We start from the raw sequence: 17,292 nt of genomic DNA, 5'->3' as shown, positions 1-17,292 counted from the left end.
TCCGCTTCCCCAGGCAGGGTGCGCGCGGGGCTTAGCCCTGCCCCTGCGCCTCCATCAACGCCCGAAGCAGTTTTTCTTCGGACATATCATCTTCGGCGGGCTTCTCGGCCTCATCCCCCATCAAAAGCGCCATCGAGTCCTCTTCAGGCTCGTCCACTTCGATCTGGTTCTGGTTCGATTCAATCAGACGTTCCCGCAGGTCATCCGCCGGCTGGGTCTCTTCTGCGATCTCGCGCAGGGCCACAACCGGGTTCTTGTCATTGTCACGATCCACAGTGATCGGAGAGCCAGCGGAAATCTCACGCGCACGATGAGCCGCCAGCATGACCAGATCAAACCGGTTCGGGACCTTATCAACGCAATCTTCTGTTGTGACGCGGGCCATATGACCTCCGAATTGGGCAAATGTCTCAAGAAGCCCTGTACCTAAAGACTATGGCATATGTTTACAAGCACAGATTTGCGCCTGTCCGCCGCGGATCTCGCGCCTATTTTCCCCATGAAACACAGCAAATCGGGACAGCTCGCCCGTATGGCAGTATTTCCCGTAAGGAAAGACACCCGAATCCCTTGACGCCTCAGGTCTTTGACCGTAAAGACGCCCAACGGAATTTGGGGCGCTGCCAGGGGCGGTGCCCATTTGTATTGAGAAGGCGGCACATCGCCCGCCCAACACGAGGATAAACCCATGTCGCGCCGCTGCGAACTGACCGGAAAAGGCCCGATGGTTGGCAACAACTCGAGCCACGCAAACAACAAGACCCGGCGCCGTTACCTGCCGAACCTGAACGATACGACGCTGCAGTCCGAAACGCTCGGCCGTGGCATCAAACTGCGGATCTCAGCTGCGGCTCTGCGCAGCGTAGACCATCGCGGCGGCCTCGACGCGTTTTTGGCCAAAGCCAAGGACTCCGAACTCTCGGACCGCGCGCTCAAAGTGAAAAAAGAAATCGCCAAAGCGCAGGCCGCGAACGCCTGAGGTCTTGCATATGTGATTTTGAAAGCCCCGCCCAATTAAGCGGGGCTTTTTGTTTGCCTGTTTAGGGGGCGTGCATCCTACGATTCCGACATTGGCCATCAAACGGCGGGTTTGAGCTCAAAGCTATTTTAGCCAAAAAGCCTCGCGAGGACGCTCGGAACCCACTTTATCCGCAAAGCTGAAATTCATTCTCTTAAATGACCCGGTTTTCCCAATGAACTTTTCGGTTGATTGGATATGAGACCGTTTCCGCCATTTCCCAGTCCGCACAAATCGTTTAACAATGATATCAAAAAAACAAGGAATACGGGCCAATGACCATTGCTCCAGTCGATTGTGAGATAGATCCTGGTACTCGGGAGGCAAAGGACTGGGTTAGCATACTTGCTGAATACCGTGAGCCCAGCAGCCTGCGCAGTTGCATCGAACTCTGCATCACCATTGGCCCATTTGTTTTATTTTGGGTTCTCGCTTGGTGGTCACTGTCCTACAGTTATTGGCTGACGCTCGCCATTTCGCTTTTCAATGCGGCTTTCCTTTTGCGCCTGTTCGCCATCCAACATGACTGCGGCCATGGTGCGTTCTTCAAGAACCGTAACGTCAGTGATTGGCTTGGGCGGGTGATTGGAGTTCTCACGCTGACACCTTATGACGTTTGGCGGCGCTCGCACTCCATCCATCATAGTTCATCCGGCAACCTGGGTTGTCGCGGCATAGGCGACATCAACACGCTCACCGTGGCGGAATATCGCGACCTCTCACCGATGAACCGTCTGGTGTACCGGCTCTACCGCAACCCGATCATCCTATTCGGCTTGGGACCAGGCTATCTGTTCCTTGTCCGGAACCGTATACCGTTAGGTTTCATGGCCATTGGTAAATACTGGCTCAGTGCCATGTGCACGAATACGGGTATTTTCGTTGGGTTGGCCATCATCGTGTACTTCGGTGGCCTCATGCCAATCCTGTTGATTTTTCTGCCATCTACGCTGCTGGCTGCCACGGCTGGTGTATGGCTTTTCTATGTTCAGCACCAATTTGAGACCACCCATTGGGAAGCTGACGGCGATTGGCAACTACATGAGGCCGCGTTGCAGGGAAGTTCGCATTACATAATGCCTCCTGTGCTGCAATGGTTCACTGCCAATATTGGGATTCATCACGTGCATCACCTCTACAGCCGCATTCCGTTCTATCGATTGCCGGAAGTTCTCCGCGACCATGATGCGCTGGCCAAAAGCAACCGTATGACGATCCGCGAAAGCCTCGCCAATGCCCGGCTCCATCTCTGGGATGAAGATACCAGAAAGCTCCTCTCGTTCGCCAACGCGAGGGCCCTCTACCCTTAGAACAATCGTAAATGTGAACGGTCGTTTTGAGCCTGAGGCGGAAGAGCCCCAAGAGCCGCGCGATGGCGTTCAACTGCAGTAAAGTCCCTGATAAACATCACACAGACGCGTCTTCTTGTTGAATGAACCCTACCGCACGACTTGCATCACTGAACAAAATCCACCGCAATCTCTTCGAAACGAGACATCAGCCGGGTGGGCCGCAGCGTGGCAAGGCGCGCGAGGACCATTGCGCTGTATTCGACATCATCCGTCAACGGTCTGATGGCCAGGTTATGCCCATCATACGTGGTGTCGCCTTTGGGTCTTGTAACGAGCAAAGAATATCCCAATCCGCATCCCACCATGCCGCGCACCATTTCAATGGACGGAGTACTGTAGGCAATCCTTGGCTCCAGCCCTGCGCTGCGGAATAGCCCCAAAAAATACTCCCGGCTGGGCGGGACGTCCAAAAGGATCAATGGGGCCTTCGCCAGATAGCAAAGGGAGACTTCCTCGCATTGAGCAAGCGGGTGGTTCATCCCAAGCACCGCGTAGGGCGCGCGTGTTGCAAGCGGGGTCGTGTGAACGTCGTCGGGCAAATTGATGTCATAGAGCAGCGCCAGATCCAATTGACCGGATTGAAGCGCCGCAATCATTTGATCCTGTGTCCCTTCGCGAAGGCGCAACTGGATTCCGGGATGTTGCTGGCTCAGCGATTGTATCAACCCAGGCAAGACCGCCGGAGCCAAAGTGCTGAAGCTTCCCAGCCGCAACTCGCCTTCCAGGTGGCTGCCGGTCTCCATCGTCTGCCGCTCCAGATCCGCAGCATGCGCAAGAAGACTGCGGGCTGAATTCAAGATCTTGTCTGCCGCGGCCGTCGGCGCCACCCCGCGCGATGGATGACGCAAAAGCAGCTGCACTCCAAGCTGTTCTTCAAGTTTGGTTATGGCCACGGAAATTGTGGGCTGCGACACGCTGAGCTTTTCGGCGGCACCTGCCACAGACCGCATGTCAATGCAGGTCAGCAGGTATTCCAACTGTCGCAGTGTAAAGCGATGCATATCATTAGTTAAAAGCTAATACTTTAATAAATACAATGAATTTTGTAAAATGACTGGGGTTTGCTACAGATTGGTGAAACAGGAGACTGACTCAATGACAGCCATGTTTCGCAATGCGCCGATGCCACACGAAAACCCCGACAGGTTCATCGCCGCTATGGCCGGCGCCGCCACACAGGTGTCCGTTGTCACAACAGATGGCCCCTCAGGCCGTTTCGGCGTAACAGTCAGTGCGTTTTCCTCGGTCTCGGCTGAGCCGCCTCTGGTTCTCGTTTGCATCAACCGCCGCAGCCCGTCCGTAACAGCGATTGAGGCAAATGGTGTCTTCTGCGTGAACCTGCTGGGCGATGATCAGGCCGAAATCGCAAATTGTTTTGCCGGCCGCCCGGGCGACGTGACACCCTACGATTTTTCTTGTGCCGAATGGGAGAGGGCCGCAACCACTGCGCCGCTCTTATCGTCAGCGCTGGCCAGTTTCGATTGTCATATCGAAACAAGTTATGATGCTGGCACACACCGAATTTTCATAGGCCGCGTGGCGCGCGCAATAAGCCAGGATGCCGCTCCACTCGCCTTTTCCAAACGCACCTATCAAGCCCTGCGACCGCTTTGACCCAAAGGATGACACCATGATCCGTACTGGAAACGACTACCGCGACTCCCTCAATGATGGCCGTGAAATCTGGATCGGTGGAGAGCGCGTCGATGACCCCTGCAATCACCCACAGTTCAAGCCGGTGATCGATATCCGTGCGCGCATCTACGACATGCAGCACGACCCCAAGACCCAGGACGCGATGACTTATGAAGAGCAAGGTGAACGGTTCGCCATAGGCCTGCGTCTTCCGTATGAAAAACAGGACTGGCAAGACAAACGCGACGCCGTTGATCTGGTGATGAACGACATCGGCGGTGTGGTCACACGTATGGGCGACGAGACCATTGGTGAGATGTGGTCACTTTGGGACGGCAAAGACATCCTGAACGAGATTGACCCGCGTTTTGCCACCAACATCGAACGGCACATCCATCAATGCATCAAGGATGATCCGTTCCACGTCTCGGCCAACACTGACCCCAAAGGCGACCGCTCCAAGGCGCCGCAGGATCAGGACCCGGATATGCTGGTGCATGTGGTCAAGGAAACCGATGCCGGGATCGTCATTCGTGGCGCGAAGTATGAAACCGCGGCGGCCTATTCCAATCAGGCCTTCCTGAAACCCACGATTGCGAACTGGGGCAATGACAAACTCAGCGACTACGCGCTTGGCTGCATCGTCAAAATGAACGCACCGGGAGTGAAGCATATCTGCCGGACCGGATTTGCCGGTCGCGCAGGGTCGAACGACTATCCTCTGTCCAACCGCGTAGACGAAATCGACACGCTAATGATTCTCGACGACGTGCTGATCCCCTGGGAGGATGTTCTGTTCTACCAGCATACCCGCGCCGCCGCCTTCATCCGCACCACCCTGCACCGGTATTCCGCCTTCCCGTTTGTGCAGCGCACGCTGAGCTACGCCGACCTCATCATCGGTGCCGCGCTTTGGAACGTGAAACAAACCGGCCTCGACAAACAGCAAGCCGTGCAAGAGAAACTGAGCGAACTGGCCGTCTGGCGCGAAGGCATCGATGCCTTCCTGACGGCCTCGATTGCCACCGCTGAGAAAAGCCCCAATGGCCTGTTGATGCCCAACCAGTCCATGCTGATGTCTGGCCGGGTGCACGCCCTGACCAACCTGCCACGCATGATGCATATGGCACGAGAGCTCTGCGGCGGTCAGATCTGCGTGACACCCGATGCGGCCACTTTCGCCGCAGCGGACACCAAGCCGTGGATGGACAAGTTCTATTCCATCAATGATGAATGGGTGGCCGATGACCGTCGCCGCCTTCTCAGCCTCGCGCGCGATCTGCTGAATTCGGACTATGCCGGCCATCGCCTCACCTTCCAACTCTTTGCGCAATCGCCGCCCTTTGCCCAGCTGGCCGCTGTCTATCGCAATTTTGACTGGCAAGGCCCGCTGGAATTTGCGCACAAAGCGGCAGACCTGTCAGATAACGTCTGGGGCAAAGGCACCCGGCACTAGGCCAAACCCATACGCAGGACGATCCCATGCTTCACAAACGCATTCGCCCCTTCAACACCAAAGAGACCTATCCGGAACAGAACCTCGACAACGACCTGAGCCAGGGGGTCGTGGCCAAAGGCACCATGGTCTTTCTACGCGGTCAGGTCAGCCAGGATCTGGATACACGGGAAAGCCTGCATGTGGGCGACGTGACCAAACAGACCGCCAAAACCATGGCAAACATCCAGATGCTTCTCGAAGAGGCGGGAACCACGATGGAGGCCGTGTGCCGTATCGTTGTCTACCTGACTGACATCCGGTACCGAGAAGAGGTTTATCAGGAGATGGGCAAATGGCTCAAAGGGGTGCACCCCTGTTCCACCGGTCTTGTTGTGCCTGCCCTTGCGCGACCCGAATGGGTGGTTGAAATCGAAGTGACCGCTGTGATCCCAGACTGAGGTTCAACTGATGACCGCCTCCCTTCTCCTTGAGCAACTCGCGCTCACAGCCAACGGGCCTCTTGAACGCGCAATGAGCGCTGATCCGAGGCTCTATCGTGACGAGGCCGTCGCCAAGCGGGAAACGGACGCGATATTCCGGCAGGACTGGCTATGCCCCGGCTTGGCCGCAGAAATCCCCAATCCGGGCGACTACATCACGTTCAGCATCGCAGGCGACCCGATTTTCACGATCCGTGACAAGGCGGGTGAGATCAAAACATTTTCAAATGTGTGTCGCCACCGGATGATGCAGCTTTTGGAAGGCAAGGGATGCACCAGCCGCGTGGTCTGCCCGTATCATGCCTGGACTTATGATCTATCGGGCAAATTGATCGGCGCAGGTCATATGGAGCGCACGGAAAGCTTCGACAAAAAATCCATCTGCTTGCCAGAGGTCCGCACCGAAATCTGGAATGGCTGGATTTACGTCACGCTCAACCCCGATGCGCCGCCGGTTGCGGATATTCTTGCGCCTCTGCACGACGTGGTCGAGCGATACGGCATGGAGCATTATGTGCCCGTGGTCCATGAAGAGCATGTCTGGAACACGAACTGGAAACTGCTGACCGAAAACTTCATGGAAGGCTACCATTTGCCCGTGGCGCACAAGGCCACCGTGGGCGCATGGTTCCCGGTTGAAAAAACGGTGTTCCCCGAAGACGTGCACGACGCGTTCACCTACCAGACGTTCCAAAAGGTCGGCAACGCGACCTACGGGCATGCGCATCCCAATAATGAGCGCTTGGAAGGCAACTGGCGCATCACATCCGTTTTGCCAACCGTGTTTCCCACACACATGTACGTCCTCGCCCCGGATCACCTTTGGTATCTCAGCCTGCGTCCCAAGGGTGTCGGACAGGTCGATGTCCGCTTTGGCGTGGCCATCGCGCCCGAAGTGGATGCAGAGCTCGGATATGCGGATGAGCGGCAAGCCTGGATTGATGATCTTGTCACCTTCTTTGAACATGTGAACACAGAAGACCGTCAGGTTGTCGAAGGCATCTTCGCCGGATCAGCCGCTTCACAAGCCGCCCCAGGCCCGCTGAGCTGGCTGGAGCGCGAAATCCACGACTTTCAGAAATACCTCTCGCGCCGGTTGGGCGACGGGACCTGAGCAAAGGCAGCCAACCACATGACCTTTTCCATCGCAGGACATTGCCAGCGCACCGGGCAGTTTGGCGTCGCCATTACGACCTCGTCCATCTCCGTCGGCTCCCGCTGCCCGCACGCCCGCGCCGGTGTCGGGGCAGTCGCCACACAGAACATCACCGACCCGCATCTGGCCACATTGGTGCTCAACGCAATGGAGGCCGGGCACTCCGCAAGCGAGGCCATTGCAAGCGTCGTCCAAGGCCGGGACAATATCGACTACCGCCAACTGACCGCCGTAGATGCCAAGGGTACAACCGCACATTTCACTGGCGCGCATATTCTTGGAACCAATGCCATCAGCGAAGACACTCACTGTGTCGCGGCGGGCAATCTTTTGTCATCCACCGCGGTGGCAAAGGCCATCACAGATGGGTTCATGGCAGATCCGTCTGCCCATTTGGCCGAACGTCTGCTCAGCGGCATCGAAGGCGGGCTGGCCGCAGGCGGAGAAGAAGGCCCGGTACATTCCGCCGCTCTCATCGTCGCCGACAAAATGCCCTTCTACCTCGTTGATCTGCGCGTGGATTGGGAAGACAATGGGCCGATCGAAAAACTTCGTAGCCTGTGGCACGCCTATGAGCCGCAGATGAACGATTATCTTAACAGAGCGATCGACCCCTCAGCCGCCCCCAGCTACGGCGTCGCCGGCGATCCATAAAGGCCACGGTTGCAACGCACGCCGCGTTAAACATCATGCTGAACCGGCCCCGCACCGACGCAATACCGACGTGATACCGATTTCATACCGACGTCCAAATACCCGCGAAATATGGGCGTTAACCTTTGAGTCGCAAAAACAGCCGATTTATGTGCCGCAAACATCCAAAATCTCTTCCACCCAAACCGGCACAACCTCACTCGCTTTACCCCTTCGGTGCTCAGCAAAGTCGCGTGATGCCGAAGAAGCCTCAAGGTTCAACTCCACCGTGTGCGCCCCCATCCTTCGCGCATGCTGACCATAAGCTGCCGCCGGATACACCTGCCCCGAAGTGCCAATAGCGGCGAATATATCCGCCTCGGCGAGCGCGGGGTCTATTACGTGCATCGCATAGGGAATTTCGCCAAACCACACCACATCCGGTCGCGTGGCGGCTTCTCCGCAACTGGGGCAAGGATCCTCCGGCGACATCACTAATGGCGCCTGCCAACGATGCTCACAAGACTGGCACAGCGCTTTGGCCAATTCGCCATGCATGTGGATCACATTCCGGCTGCCCGCAGCCTCGTGCATCCCATCGACATTCTGTGTGATAACAAGCACTTCACCATCAATTTCTGCCTCCAGCCGCGCTAGCGCAAAATGCGCCTCATTGGGTTTGGCCTCGACCGCCTGCGCCCGGCGCGCATTGTAGAACTCGTGCACAAGGCCCGGGTTACGGGCAAAGCCTTCGGGCGTGGCCACATCCTCAATCGCATGCTGTGCCCAAAGCCCGCCTTCGTCGCGAAACGTGCCCAACCCGCTTTCGGCCGAAATTCCGGCACCTGTCAGAATAACAACCTTTTTCATGCCTTAGTTTTGCTCAACTTGCCACTTAACGGTATCAAAATCACACTACGCTCATTATGCGCAAAAGTCTTTAAACGCCTGGAAATATTCATTTGTTCAACGACAATAACCCGATTTTCGAGTTCCGCGGCCCCTTTGGCGTTCCTATTCAGATCGGCGCCTCGCTTGTACTGCTTCTGGGCTTCTATTTCTACACCGGCGGCACCGATGTCGCCTGGACGGCAACCTTTATTGCCCTGCTTTTCGTGTCGATCTTCCTGCACGAACTCGGCCACGCCTGGGCCTGTCTGATCCAGGGTATTCCGGTGCGTCGCATCATGCTTTATGGCGGCGGCGGGTTTTGCGAGCGTGCGCGCTCTGCCACAGCATACGAGCAGGAATTCATCGTTGCTATGGGCCCAATTGTGAACATCGTGCTTTGGGCGGTGTTTTCATTGATTTCGAATGTTATGTGGGACAGCATCTTTGCCCAGGCATCCGGGTACGAAAATCCGGAAATTCTGTTCAACAGCCCACAGGCCACCATTGCCGAAGTGCTCGGGCTGTTTGCCTATATCAACGGGTTCCTTGCGATCTTCAACTTGATCCCGGTACAGCCTCTTGATGGCGGCAAGCTCTTTCATCTGGGCCTTTTGCGTCTTGTGCGGCAGGACTATGCCATGGTCATCACCGGTGCCGTCGGCCTTGTGTTGTCCGTGCTCTGGATTCCCGCCATGTTGATCGCGTTTGGTCTTGGATGGTGGATTTTGTTCTTCATCCCATCTATTCCCCTGCATTGGTCAATGATGAGACAACGCCTGGCCTGATCAACGCCTGCTCGAAGGTCGGTTGGCAAACCAATCCCCTCACGTCCGACGAACCTCTGCGCAAACCCGCTTCAAAAACTGCGAAAACCTGCTATGTCTGCGCCAAGCTTGGGCAAAAGACCCCACGCAGCGTGACAGAGTACGAGCAGTAAAATGAGTTCTCCAAGATGAAGCCCATCGGCATCCTAGGCGGCATGGTTCCGCAGACCACAGTTCTTGTGATGCAAAGGCTGTTGTCTGCCTCGCAAGCGCAGGATAGCAGCCATCACATCCCACTGATCCTCAATCACAACCCGCAACTACCGCCGCGCGTGACCCTTGTTGACGGCGGTGACGACCGCGAACCCATGCCTGCCTTGATGAGCATGGCACAGGATCTTGAACGCGCGGGCGCACAAGCGCTCGCCATGCCGAATGTCGAAGCGCACCACTATTCCCTGGCTGTCAGCCATGCCACGACCTTGCCGTTCCTTGATATCATTGAACTTTCCGCGACGCAGGTCCAAGCGAGCGGCGCAAACAAAATTGGCCTCTTGGCGGCACCGGCCTGTCGCACATTCGAGGTGTTCGATGCAATCTTCGACGCCAGGGGGCTGACACCTGTTTGGCTGAAAGATGAGGCTGGGATGTCCAACCTCATTGCCGCCGCCAAAAGCGGAAAGCAGAGCGCCGGTCTTGAACAGAACCTGCAAGCCATAGCGAACGATCTTTTAGATCAAGGTGCCGAACATATCCTTGTCGCTAACACAGAGCTTTCACCACTGCAGGGTGCCCTGCCCAATGACATGCCCACAACTGACAGCCTAACCTGCCTGTGCGACGCGGTTGTCACCTTCGCCAAAAGCTAAAACTGGATTTTAAGTGCGCACCTTGGACAGCTCATTGCGCAACATCTCGGCCTCCTGCCGCGCCTCTCGCAACCCATCCATCGTTGCCGAAAGCTCAGCTTCGGTTTGCGTTAACTGATTGGTCAACTCCGCCTCCCGCTGCTGCAGATAAGTGATCGCCTGATCCCGTGTCTCTTCGGCATCATGAAGCTCTTGCGACATGCGCTCCAGCTCACCCACATCGGATGGCAGCACACGTGTAAAACGGTGCACCAGCCAGTTGGCGAACCAGCCCATGCAAAACGCCACGAACAGAACGATCGCCGTTGCTATGATGAATTCGGTTCTGTTCATTCCGCAGCGCTTTCCGCCTCAGCTTCCGGTTCTTCGGGGGACGCACCTGCATCCTCACCCTGATCCTCGTTTTGAACCTCTTCTTCCATCGCTTCAAGCGTTGTCTGCTCTTCCTTGATGGGATCGGGCCGGATCACCCGAAACTCAATGCGCCGATTGGCTTCGCGCCCTTCTTCAGAGTCGTTATCCGCAATCGGCTTACTCTCACCATACCCCTTGGCCGAAATCGACGCGGTCAGAACCTGACGCGACCGAAGCTCATTGAGGATGGTTTGCGCCCGGGCCTGACTCAGCTGTTCGTTCATTACCTCGCGGCCCTGGCTGTCCGTGTGCCCGCCAATTTCCATGCGGATCTCGCCACAGGATTTAACGACTTCCGCGATGTCATCCATGATCGCTGCACCAATATCATCAATTGTCGTTTCACTAGGGGCGAAGGTGATTTTCCGCTCCACCTGAATCTGCGCAATCTGTGCCTCGCACTCATCCGGGGTGGGCAAGCTTGCTACTGGATCAAGCGCCTCCTGGTAAGACACGTCGATTGTGTATTGCTCTGCGTTTCCAAGCTTTTGCGCCAGCATACTGGTGATTGCCGCCTCGGCATCCTTGTTGCCAGTCTGTCCGATGACATTGATCGCATCCGGTGTTACGGTCACAGCCCCATTCGACAGGTAGGCCAGCGCCTCTAAAGCCGTCAGCGTGCGTACCGTCCAATCCCGTGGCAGATTTTCAGCCACCCGTGCTGTGGTGTAAACCGCATCTGACGCAAATCGAGCTTTGGCGAGGCTATCAATTGTTTCACGGGCGCGTTCGCTGTCCACCCGTCCGCGCACCTGAACCAACCCTTCCGGTGAAAGCGTAGCTACAAACTCAGGCGCAAGTGCGTTTTCAACCTCTGGCGTAGGCAACACCGCGTGAAGCGCGAACACATCTGGCAGCGAGGTCTCAAGACGTCCCACTACAGCGTCAAATATTGGTTCTGACGTTCCGTTGGCCGCAATAAGCGAGATGTCCGCATCCGAAAAAGTCACGCTGCCACCGCCCAACTCACCCAGCGCGTCAATTGCCAGTTCCGCTGCATCAGCCCATTTTGGCGAGGGTACACCCAAAGCCAATGTGCACTGTGCTTTGTAGTCCAGCCCGTTGCGCCCCGCAGCCCGCAAAATACGCTCTCGGGCATTGTCAGTGTCGGCGGCGCACACATCAAATTTTCCAGCGCCGCCTTCAATAGTGTACCGCAGAGTAAAAGGCGTCACCACTGGACGAGGCGCGGAAATATCCAAGGCCAGCCGCACCCCATCAGGCAACCTACGCGCCAGGTCGGTCTCAAGGTTCGTTTTATCCTGTTCACTCTCCGCCATGGCCGTAACCTCGACCCGCGACGCATCGACCGAAATCTTGGCCCGTTCCAGATCATCCAGCGACCGCACCGCATAGTTGACAGCTTCCTGCCACGTTTCCGGCTCAGGATAGTCGGCGGTTTCCAAAAGATCGGTGATCTCCTGATCCCCGGTGCGTCGCGCCACATCAAGGAGCAGGTCGTCACGATCCATCGAAGCCGGGATCAACCCGATCAATGAGATGCCGCTGTCATTTCGCAAAATTTCCACGGAAAAGCGCGGTGGTTCGATACCTGCAGTGTCCTCGACCAGCATCTGGTCAATGATCCGCGCGGATTCCACGACACTGCCGGCTATCGACAGGGCCCGAAAGCGCGTCGCCTCAGACGGGGCTGTTCCGGCAAGGTAGACCTGCAAGCCATCGGCATCGACCTCCGTCCAGACCATACCGTTTTCATCGAGCGTATCGCGCACCGCATTGCGCGAATTCTCTTCGATGGCCGACACCGCAAAACGCGCGGCAAACAGGCAGAGAATAAACGCGACAGCGAAAATACCAGCTACCGAAAACACTGAAGACAGGCGCAGATTCACGAAACCACCCTTTTCCTTCCCGCGCCCTATTTAAGCGCCAGTATCCTCAAGTGCAATCAAACGAAGAGCGCGATAGCAAAAAACGGCAGGGGAACTAGACCCGCATCCCGGTTTGACCGGAAGAGCCGAAGCAGCACGTCATTGTCATTGGGATCAAACCGCTGCAGTTGCCAATGCATATGCCACCCGAATGCCCAGGATCCACACAGCGCCAAGAGCAGCGCGATGGGCGAGGCGCCGACAACGGCCATGATGACAGCCAACGCCTGCAACACTACGGCACCTATAAGAAACCGCAATAGCCAGGTCGGCGAGCGCTCTCCAAAAAGCCGCGCCGTGGACTTTACCCCAATCAAAGCATCGTCTTCGGCATCCTGATGGGCATAGATTGTATCGTAAAAGAGCGTCCAAGAGATGCCAGCCAGATAGAGGATCACCGCTGGCAGTTCGAGACTGCCGCTATGCGCCGTCCAGGCCAGAAGAGCCCCCCAGTTGAACGCGATGCCCAGGAATACCTGCGGCCACCATGTGAACCGCTTGGCAAACGGGTAAACCACCACGGGCAAGAGCGACAGGATGCCCAATGCAATCGCCGCCCAGTTGAAGGTGATCAGAATACAAAAAGCAATCAAGGCCTGCGCCACCAGCCAGGCAAGGGCCTGTTTCACGCTCACCTGCCCCGAAGGAATGGGCCGCGACGCCGTGCGCGCCACGCTGCCATCAATATGCCGGTCCGTGATGTCGTTCCACGTACAACCCGCCCCGCGCATCAGAAAGGCACCAATCCCACAGCCCACAAAAATCCAAAGATCATGCCAGCTCATCCGCCCGTCATGGATCATCGACAAGAGCAGCCCCCACCAGCAGGGCAGGAGCAGCAACCATGTGCCAATCGGTCTGTCCGCCCGGGAAAGCCGGAGGTAAGGCCGTACTGCGGGCGGAGCCAGACGATCCACCCAATTGTCCTTGACGGCATCCGCAACCTGGCCTGAGGCCTCTGGTGTCTGGTTCTCACCGGTCATATGTTGGCCCCATGCGCAACGCGAAGATCAGATTGTATGTAGATCACCCTTTGGGGCAAGGGCAATCCGTTCCGTTAGAGCGCGATCAGGCGCATTACCTCTTTGGTGTCATGCGGCTGGGTCTTGGTGACGCCGTTTTGGTGTTCGAAGGCCAATCCGGCGAATGGCGCGCCACGGTGGCAGAGGCGAGCAAAAAGCGTGGGGTTTTGATAGTCGAGGAGCAGACCCGCCCGCAACAATACCCACCGGACCTGTGGCTCCTCTTCGCGCCAATAAAAAAGGCCCGCACCGACTTCATCGTCGAAAAAGCCGCTGAAATGGGCGCCGCACGTATCTGTCCTGTGCAAACCGAATTCACGAATTCCGAACGCATCCGACAGGATCGCCTTCAGGCACATGCCGTCGAAGCCGCCGAGCAATGCGGCGGCACATACGTGCCCGAAGTGACAGCCCTGCAAAAACTCGACGCATTGCTCAACACATGGCCTGACGACCGCCAAATCCTGTTCTGTGACGAAGCGCTCGCTGGCCCATCCTCGGCTTTGATCAGCCTCGCCAAAAACGACAGAAGTGGCCCTTGGGCCATCCTCATCGGCCCCGAAGGCGGCTTTTCCGATGCCGAACGCCGACGCCTGGCCGCACTGCCCCAAGCCCATGCAATCAGCCTCGGCCCCCGCATCCTGCGCGCCGACACCGCCGCCGTGGCAGCTCTGACCATTTGGCAACAGGCGTTGGGAGACTGGACATGAACACCGCGCCATCAATCCGGCTTTATCTTTTTTTGCCCGAGATAACGACAAGGCCGTGATCCTGCGGCAGGGCCCCTCAAAGGTAAGTCGCCTGATCCTGTGGCATCGGGACAGCGACAGATTTGAAGACGGTCAATGGCTCAAGCACAAGGTTTATCCGGATCGCTGTGATCTGTCGCCTGATGGTCAGCACTTTCTGTTCTTTGCACTCGATGGCAAATGGCCGACCGAGACCAAAGGCAGCTACACCGCGATTTCAAAACCGCCCTACTTCACAGCTTTGACCCTCATCCCTCAAGGCGACACCTGGGGCGGCGGTGGGCGGTTTTTGGACAATCATCACTACATCATTGATGCCAATACCGAAACTGCTCTGTTTGACGAGGCCAAGGACATACACAGGGTCTACAAGGGCGCACCCGGCAAAGGGTGCACCACAGGCCTGCGCTTAGCGAACAACACGCCCGCGCCGCTAGACCCCGACATTCGCAATCAGCTGCTTGGACGCACCAAGCCAGACCGGGACACTGCACTGGATCACTACGAAACAAGGCTGGGATGCCTTTACCGCCTGACTGGGACAGGCGAAAAGTTGATACGTGATTTTTCCGATATGGCGTTCGAGCCGATCCGCGCGCCTTATGACACACACCTTTCTGATGTTCAGTCCGTGAACGCCTCCACCTGGCATCCGCTTGACGGAGAAACATCATGAGTTTCATTCGCCCTGAGGCAGCCCAAAGTCTGAAGCGGTGGCGCGAAACACTTATTGGCCTGGTGGTGATCGCCCTGGGTGGATGGTGGGCATTGGGCCTAGACGGAATTCTGTCCTGGGTCGGGCTGATCTTGCTTCCCATCGGTGCGTCCCTGACCATCACGGGCATACAACGCGGTCGTTTCCGATCCAAAACAGGCGGGCCAGGCATGGTGCAGATCGATGAGGGCCGGGTCACGTATTTCGGCCCTCTCACCGGCGGCAGCATTGATCTGGCCGAAATGACCGAACTGACCCTCGACCCGACAGGTCAGCCAGCCCATTGGTGCCTGTCGCAGCCCGGACAGCCAAAGCTCTTCATTCCAGTCTCAGCCAGCGGCAACGACACGCTCTTTGACGCGTTCTCATCCCTTCCGGGCCTGCGCAGCGAAACGCTTGTCGCCGCAATGCGAACCACATCAGACATCCCGGTGCGCCTGTGGCACCGAAAACACCCTTAGCGTTTCGTATTCTTCCGCTCCTGCTTTCTGCGCTCGCGAGCCTTGCGCCGCTGCTCTTCAAGCTCGCGGCGTTTCTTTGGGGTTAACCGGTCTTCAGGATCCGGTCCACCGCGTGCCAGGGCAGGTTGGCTCATGGCTACAGCTGCACCCGCTGCCAGGCTAAACGTGAAAAACCCGCGTCGTGACATTGTTCCAGACATTTCAAACTCCTGTGATGGGCCTGTTCAAATCTGAAGGTCATGTCGTCACTCACGCTGGCAAGTTCCATGTTTATCACGTCATCCTCCGATCTAGTTGATCACGCGTGAACACGCATGGGACGGTGCGGAGCGCATTGACACTCTCTACAATCCGCGCCACTTCTGGCGCCCAAAGATGCGCCAAGCCAGGAGGCTTTCAGATGTCTATCCCCCAATCCGGCGGCGGCCCGATTGAAAGCCACTCCCAACTGGCCGAATATCTCGAAAGCGGGTGCAAACCGCGCGAAGACTGGCGCATCGGCACCGAGCACGAGAAATTTGGCTACTGCAAAGACACTCTCAAGCCCATTCCCTATGCAGGTGAGCGCAGTGTTCTTGCCGTTCTTGAAGGTCTGCGCGATGGCCACGGCTGGGCCCCTTTGGAAGAGGGCGGCAACCTTATTGGCCTGACCAAAGACGGCGCCAACGTGTCTCTGGAACCCGGCGGTCAGCTTGAACTCAGCGGTGCACCGCTGGAAAGCATCCACCAGACCTGTGACGAGGTGAACCAGCATCTGGCCGACGTGAAAGACATTGCCGATAAGGTTGGTGTCGGGTTTATCGGTCTGGGGGCTGCGCCCATCTGGTCGCATGACGACATGCCGATAATGCCAAAGGGGCGCTACAAGCTGATGAAGTCCTACATGGATCAGGTCGGCACAATGGGCAAATCCATGATGTTCCGCACCTGCACTGTGCAGGTGAACCTCGATTTCTCATCCGAGGCCGACATGGTGCAAAAACTGCGGGTTGCGCTGGCTTTGCAACCCGTCGCCACGGCTCTTTTTGCCAACTCCCCGTTCTTTGACGGCAAACCCAATGGGCACAAATCCTGGCGCGCCCGCGTTTGGCGCGACCTTGACGCGGATCGCACCGGCATGCTGCCATTTGTCTTTGAAGATGGCTTTGGGTTTGAGGCCTGGGCAGACTACGCGCTCGATGTGCCGATGTATTTTGTCTACCGTGATGGCGAATATGTCGACGCGCTCGGCCAATCCTTCCGCGATTTCCTCAAGGGCGAGCTGCCCGCCCTGCCCGGCGAAACACCCACGCTCAGCGATTGGGCAGATCACCTCACGACAATCTTCCCCGAAGCGCGCATCAAGAAATTCATGGAAATGCGCGGTGCCGATGGCGGCCCATGGCGCAGACTCTGTGCGCTGCCCGCCTTCTGGGTTGGTCTGATGTATGATCAGACGGCTCTGGATGGCGCATGGGATCTGGTCAAAGGCTGGGACGCAGAAACGCGAGAAGCATTGCGCGTGGCAGCCAGTGAACAAGCGCTCGACGCACGCGTCGGCAAGATCAGCATGCATGACTTGGCGCGGGAAGTTCTGGACCTCTCAGAAGCTGGGTTGAAAGCTCGATCCATCCCCGGTGCAGGCGGCCTCGTACCGGATGAAACTCACTTCCTCAACGCCCTGCGTGAAAGTGTCGAGTCGGGCCAGGTTCCGGCCGATGAGCTTTTGACGAAGTACCATGGTGACTGGGAGGGTGACTTGACGAAGATTTACGGCGAATTCAGCTACTAATATTCTTTACAT

At 57.1% G+C, this 17,292-nt stretch carries 20 protein-coding genes; 13 read left to right on the top strand and 7 right to left on the bottom strand.

What is annotated here, in order from left to right; translation table 11 throughout:
* Window positions 1-31 precede the first annotated feature (31 nt).
* Window positions 32-385 carry a DNA-directed RNA polymerase subunit omega gene (gene rpoZ, locus RZS32_RS10615; protein ID WP_317056950.1) on the bottom strand — a complete coding sequence of 118 codons (354 nt, stop codon included), beginning with the start codon at window positions 383-385 and terminating at the stop codon, window positions 32-34.
* A gap of 303 nt (window positions 386-688) precedes the next feature.
* Between rpoZ and rpmB the strand changes: the two genes are divergently transcribed.
* A complete protein-coding gene (rpmB, locus tag RZS32_RS10610) occupies window positions 689-979 on the top strand; it encodes a 50S ribosomal protein L28 (RefSeq protein WP_317056949.1) in 291 nt (96 codons plus the stop codon).
* Between the two features lie 314 nt (window positions 980-1,293).
* Complete coding sequence (locus RZS32_RS10605) at window positions 1,294-2,328, top strand: fatty acid desaturase (protein WP_317056948.1); 1,035 nt, start codon at window positions 1,294-1,296, stop codon at window positions 2,326-2,328.
* A 146-nt stretch (window positions 2,329-2,474) separates the two neighbouring features.
* On the opposite strand, the gene RZS32_RS10600 is transcribed toward RZS32_RS10605, so the two are convergent.
* Entirely contained in the window at window positions 2,475-3,371 is an 897-nt protein-coding gene (locus tag RZS32_RS10600; protein ID WP_317056947.1) for a LysR family transcriptional regulator, read from the bottom strand.
* Between the two features lie 94 nt (window positions 3,372-3,465).
* Here RZS32_RS10600 and RZS32_RS10595 point away from each other — a divergent pair, with 94 nt between their 5' ends.
* Genes RZS32_RS10595 through RZS32_RS10575 form a run of 5 tightly spaced genes read left to right on the top strand, consistent with a single transcriptional unit; the run spans window position 3,466 to window position 7,753 of the window.
* Window positions 3,466-3,984, top strand: a complete 519-nt coding sequence (locus tag RZS32_RS10595) for a flavin reductase family protein (RefSeq protein ID WP_317056946.1) — start codon at window positions 3,466-3,468, stop codon at window positions 3,982-3,984.
* Window positions 3,985-4,000: 16 nt separating this feature from the next.
* Window positions 4,001-5,461: a 4-hydroxyphenylacetate 3-hydroxylase family protein gene (locus RZS32_RS10590; protein ID WP_317056945.1), complete on the top strand. Its 1,461-nt coding sequence runs from the start codon at window positions 4,001-4,003 to the stop codon at window positions 5,459-5,461.
* Between the two features lie 26 nt (window positions 5,462-5,487).
* Window positions 5,488-5,901 carry a RidA family protein gene (locus tag RZS32_RS10585; protein ID WP_317056944.1) on the top strand — a complete coding sequence of 138 codons (414 nt, stop codon included), beginning with the start codon at window positions 5,488-5,490 and terminating at the stop codon, window positions 5,899-5,901.
* A 10-nt stretch (window positions 5,902-5,911) separates the two neighbouring features.
* Entirely contained in the window at window positions 5,912-7,057 is a 1,146-nt protein-coding gene (locus RZS32_RS10580; RefSeq protein WP_317056943.1) for an aromatic ring-hydroxylating oxygenase subunit alpha, read from the top strand.
* Between the two features lie 18 nt (window positions 7,058-7,075).
* Complete coding sequence (locus tag RZS32_RS10575) at window positions 7,076-7,753, top strand: DUF1028 domain-containing protein (RefSeq protein ID WP_317056942.1); 678 nt, start codon at window positions 7,076-7,078, stop codon at window positions 7,751-7,753.
* 147 nt (window positions 7,754-7,900) lie between these two features.
* On the opposite strand, the gene RZS32_RS10570 is transcribed toward RZS32_RS10575, so the two are convergent.
* Window positions 7,901-8,602 (bottom strand): NAD-dependent deacylase, encoded by a 702-nt coding sequence (locus RZS32_RS10570; protein ID WP_317056941.1) that lies wholly within the window; start codon window positions 8,600-8,602, stop codon window positions 7,901-7,903.
* 92 nt (window positions 8,603-8,694) lie between these two features.
* Between RZS32_RS10570 and RZS32_RS10565 the strand changes: the two genes are divergently transcribed.
* Window positions 8,695-9,408: a M50 family metallopeptidase gene (locus RZS32_RS10565; RefSeq protein ID WP_317056940.1), complete on the top strand. Its 714-nt coding sequence runs from the start codon at window positions 8,695-8,697 to the stop codon at window positions 9,406-9,408.
* A 167-nt stretch (window positions 9,409-9,575) separates the two neighbouring features.
* Window positions 9,576-10,256, top strand: a complete 681-nt coding sequence (locus RZS32_RS10560; protein ID WP_317056939.1) for an aspartate/glutamate racemase family protein — start codon at window positions 9,576-9,578, stop codon at window positions 10,254-10,256.
* Between the two features lie 9 nt (window positions 10,257-10,265).
* Here RZS32_RS10560 and RZS32_RS10555 read toward each other — a convergent pair whose 3' ends face one another.
* The 3 genes from RZS32_RS10555 to ubiA are packed head-to-tail and all read right to left on the bottom strand — an operon-like array spanning window position 10,266 to window position 13,545.
* Window positions 10,266-10,589 (bottom strand): hypothetical protein, encoded by a 324-nt coding sequence (locus tag RZS32_RS10555; protein WP_317056938.1) that lies wholly within the window; start codon window positions 10,587-10,589, stop codon window positions 10,266-10,268.
* The gene (locus tag RZS32_RS10550; protein WP_317056937.1) at window positions 10,586-12,523 is read right to left on the bottom strand and encodes an OmpA family protein; all 1,938 of its coding nucleotides are present in this window, start codon (window positions 12,521-12,523) and stop codon (window positions 10,586-10,588) included. Before RZS32_RS10550 ends, RZS32_RS10555 begins: the two co-directional genes overlap by 4 nt.
* A gap of 56 nt (window positions 12,524-12,579) precedes the next feature.
* Entirely contained in the window at window positions 12,580-13,545 is a 966-nt protein-coding gene (gene ubiA / locus RZS32_RS10545; protein WP_317056936.1) for a 4-hydroxybenzoate octaprenyltransferase, read from the bottom strand.
* A gap of 11 nt (window positions 13,546-13,556) precedes the next feature.
* Between ubiA and RZS32_RS10540 the strand changes: the two genes are divergently transcribed.
* From RZS32_RS10540 to RZS32_RS10530, 3 genes are read left to right on the top strand one after another with little or no spacing between them, the layout of a single operon-like run.
* Complete coding sequence (locus RZS32_RS10540; protein WP_317056935.1) at window positions 13,557-14,294, top strand: 16S rRNA (uracil(1498)-N(3))-methyltransferase; 738 nt, start codon at window positions 13,557-13,559, stop codon at window positions 14,292-14,294.
* Window positions 14,295-14,349: 55 nt separating this feature from the next.
* Window positions 14,350-15,009 carry a hypothetical protein gene (locus RZS32_RS10535; RefSeq protein WP_339106619.1) on the top strand — a complete coding sequence of 220 codons (660 nt, stop codon included), beginning with the start codon at window positions 14,350-14,352 and terminating at the stop codon, window positions 15,007-15,009.
* Window positions 15,006-15,509 (top strand): hypothetical protein, encoded by a 504-nt coding sequence (locus RZS32_RS10530; RefSeq protein ID WP_317056933.1) that lies wholly within the window; start codon window positions 15,006-15,008, stop codon window positions 15,507-15,509. Before RZS32_RS10535 ends, RZS32_RS10530 begins: the two co-directional genes overlap by 4 nt.
* On the opposite strand, the gene RZS32_RS10525 is transcribed toward RZS32_RS10530, so the two are convergent.
* Entirely contained in the window at window positions 15,506-15,709 is a 204-nt protein-coding gene (locus RZS32_RS10525) for a hypothetical protein (protein ID WP_317056932.1), read from the bottom strand. The two genes, RZS32_RS10530 and RZS32_RS10525, sit on opposite strands and share 4 nt — an antisense overlap.
* 200 nt (window positions 15,710-15,909) lie before the next feature.
* Here RZS32_RS10525 and RZS32_RS10520 point away from each other — a divergent pair, with 200 nt between their 5' ends.
* Window positions 15,910-17,280, top strand: coding sequence for a glutamate--cysteine ligase (locus RZS32_RS10520; protein WP_317056931.1), 1,371 nt, complete (start codon window positions 15,910-15,912; stop codon window positions 17,278-17,280).
* The last annotated feature ends 12 nt before the right edge of the window (window positions 17,281-17,292 follow it).

This window comes from Roseovarius sp. W115 (genome assembly GCF_032842945.2).
Classification (GTDB): Bacteria; Pseudomonadota; Alphaproteobacteria; order Rhodobacterales; family Rhodobacteraceae; genus Roseovarius; species Roseovarius rhodophyticola.
Note: the sequence above shows the minus strand (reverse complement) of the source record. Positions and strands in the feature narration are given on the sequence as shown.

Coding starts and splice junctions, on each gene's coding strand:
- RZS32_RS10560 (WP_317056939.1), top strand. CDS start 9,576: ATGAAGCCCATCGGCATCCTAGGCGGCATGGTTCCGCAGACCACAGTT.
- rpmB (WP_317056949.1), top strand. CDS start 689: ATGTCGCGCCGCTGCGAACTGACCGGAAAAGGCCCGATGGTTGGCAAC.
- RZS32_RS10595 (WP_317056946.1), top strand. CDS start 3,466: ATGACAGCCATGTTTCGCAATGCGCCGATGCCACACGAAAACCCCGAC.
- RZS32_RS10575 (WP_317056942.1), top strand. CDS start 7,076: ATGACCTTTTCCATCGCAGGACATTGCCAGCGCACCGGGCAGTTTGGC.
- RZS32_RS10540 (WP_317056935.1), top strand. CDS start 13,557: ATGCGCAACGCGAAGATCAGATTGTATGTAGATCACCCTTTGGGGCAA.
- RZS32_RS10590 (WP_317056945.1), top strand. CDS start 4,001: ATGATCCGTACTGGAAACGACTACCGCGACTCCCTCAATGATGGCCGT.
- RZS32_RS10570 (WP_317056941.1), bottom strand. CDS start 8,602: ATGAAAAAGGTTGTTATTCTGACAGGTGCCGGAATTTCGGCCGAAAGC.
- RZS32_RS10530 (WP_317056933.1), top strand. CDS start 15,006: ATGAGTTTCATTCGCCCTGAGGCAGCCCAAAGTCTGAAGCGGTGGCGC.
- RZS32_RS10520 (WP_317056931.1), top strand. CDS start 15,910: ATGTCTATCCCCCAATCCGGCGGCGGCCCGATTGAAAGCCACTCCCAA.
- rpoZ (WP_317056950.1), bottom strand. CDS start 385: ATGGCCCGCGTCACAACAGAAGATTGCGTTGATAAGGTCCCGAACCGG.
- RZS32_RS10585 (WP_317056944.1), top strand. CDS start 5,488: ATGCTTCACAAACGCATTCGCCCCTTCAACACCAAAGAGACCTATCCG.
- RZS32_RS10580 (WP_317056943.1), top strand. CDS start 5,912: ATGACCGCCTCCCTTCTCCTTGAGCAACTCGCGCTCACAGCCAACGGG.
- RZS32_RS10555 (WP_317056938.1), bottom strand. CDS start 10,589: ATGAACAGAACCGAATTCATCATAGCAACGGCGATCGTTCTGTTCGTG.
- RZS32_RS10525 (WP_317056932.1), bottom strand. CDS start 15,709: ATGTCTGGAACAATGTCACGACGCGGGTTTTTCACGTTTAGCCTGGCA.
- ubiA (WP_317056936.1), bottom strand. CDS start 13,545: ATGACCGGTGAGAACCAGACACCAGAGGCCTCAGGCCAGGTTGCGGAT.
- RZS32_RS10600 (WP_317056947.1), bottom strand. CDS start 3,371: ATGCATCGCTTTACACTGCGACAGTTGGAATACCTGCTGACCTGCATT.
- RZS32_RS10605 (WP_317056948.1), top strand. CDS start 1,294: ATGACCATTGCTCCAGTCGATTGTGAGATAGATCCTGGTACTCGGGAG.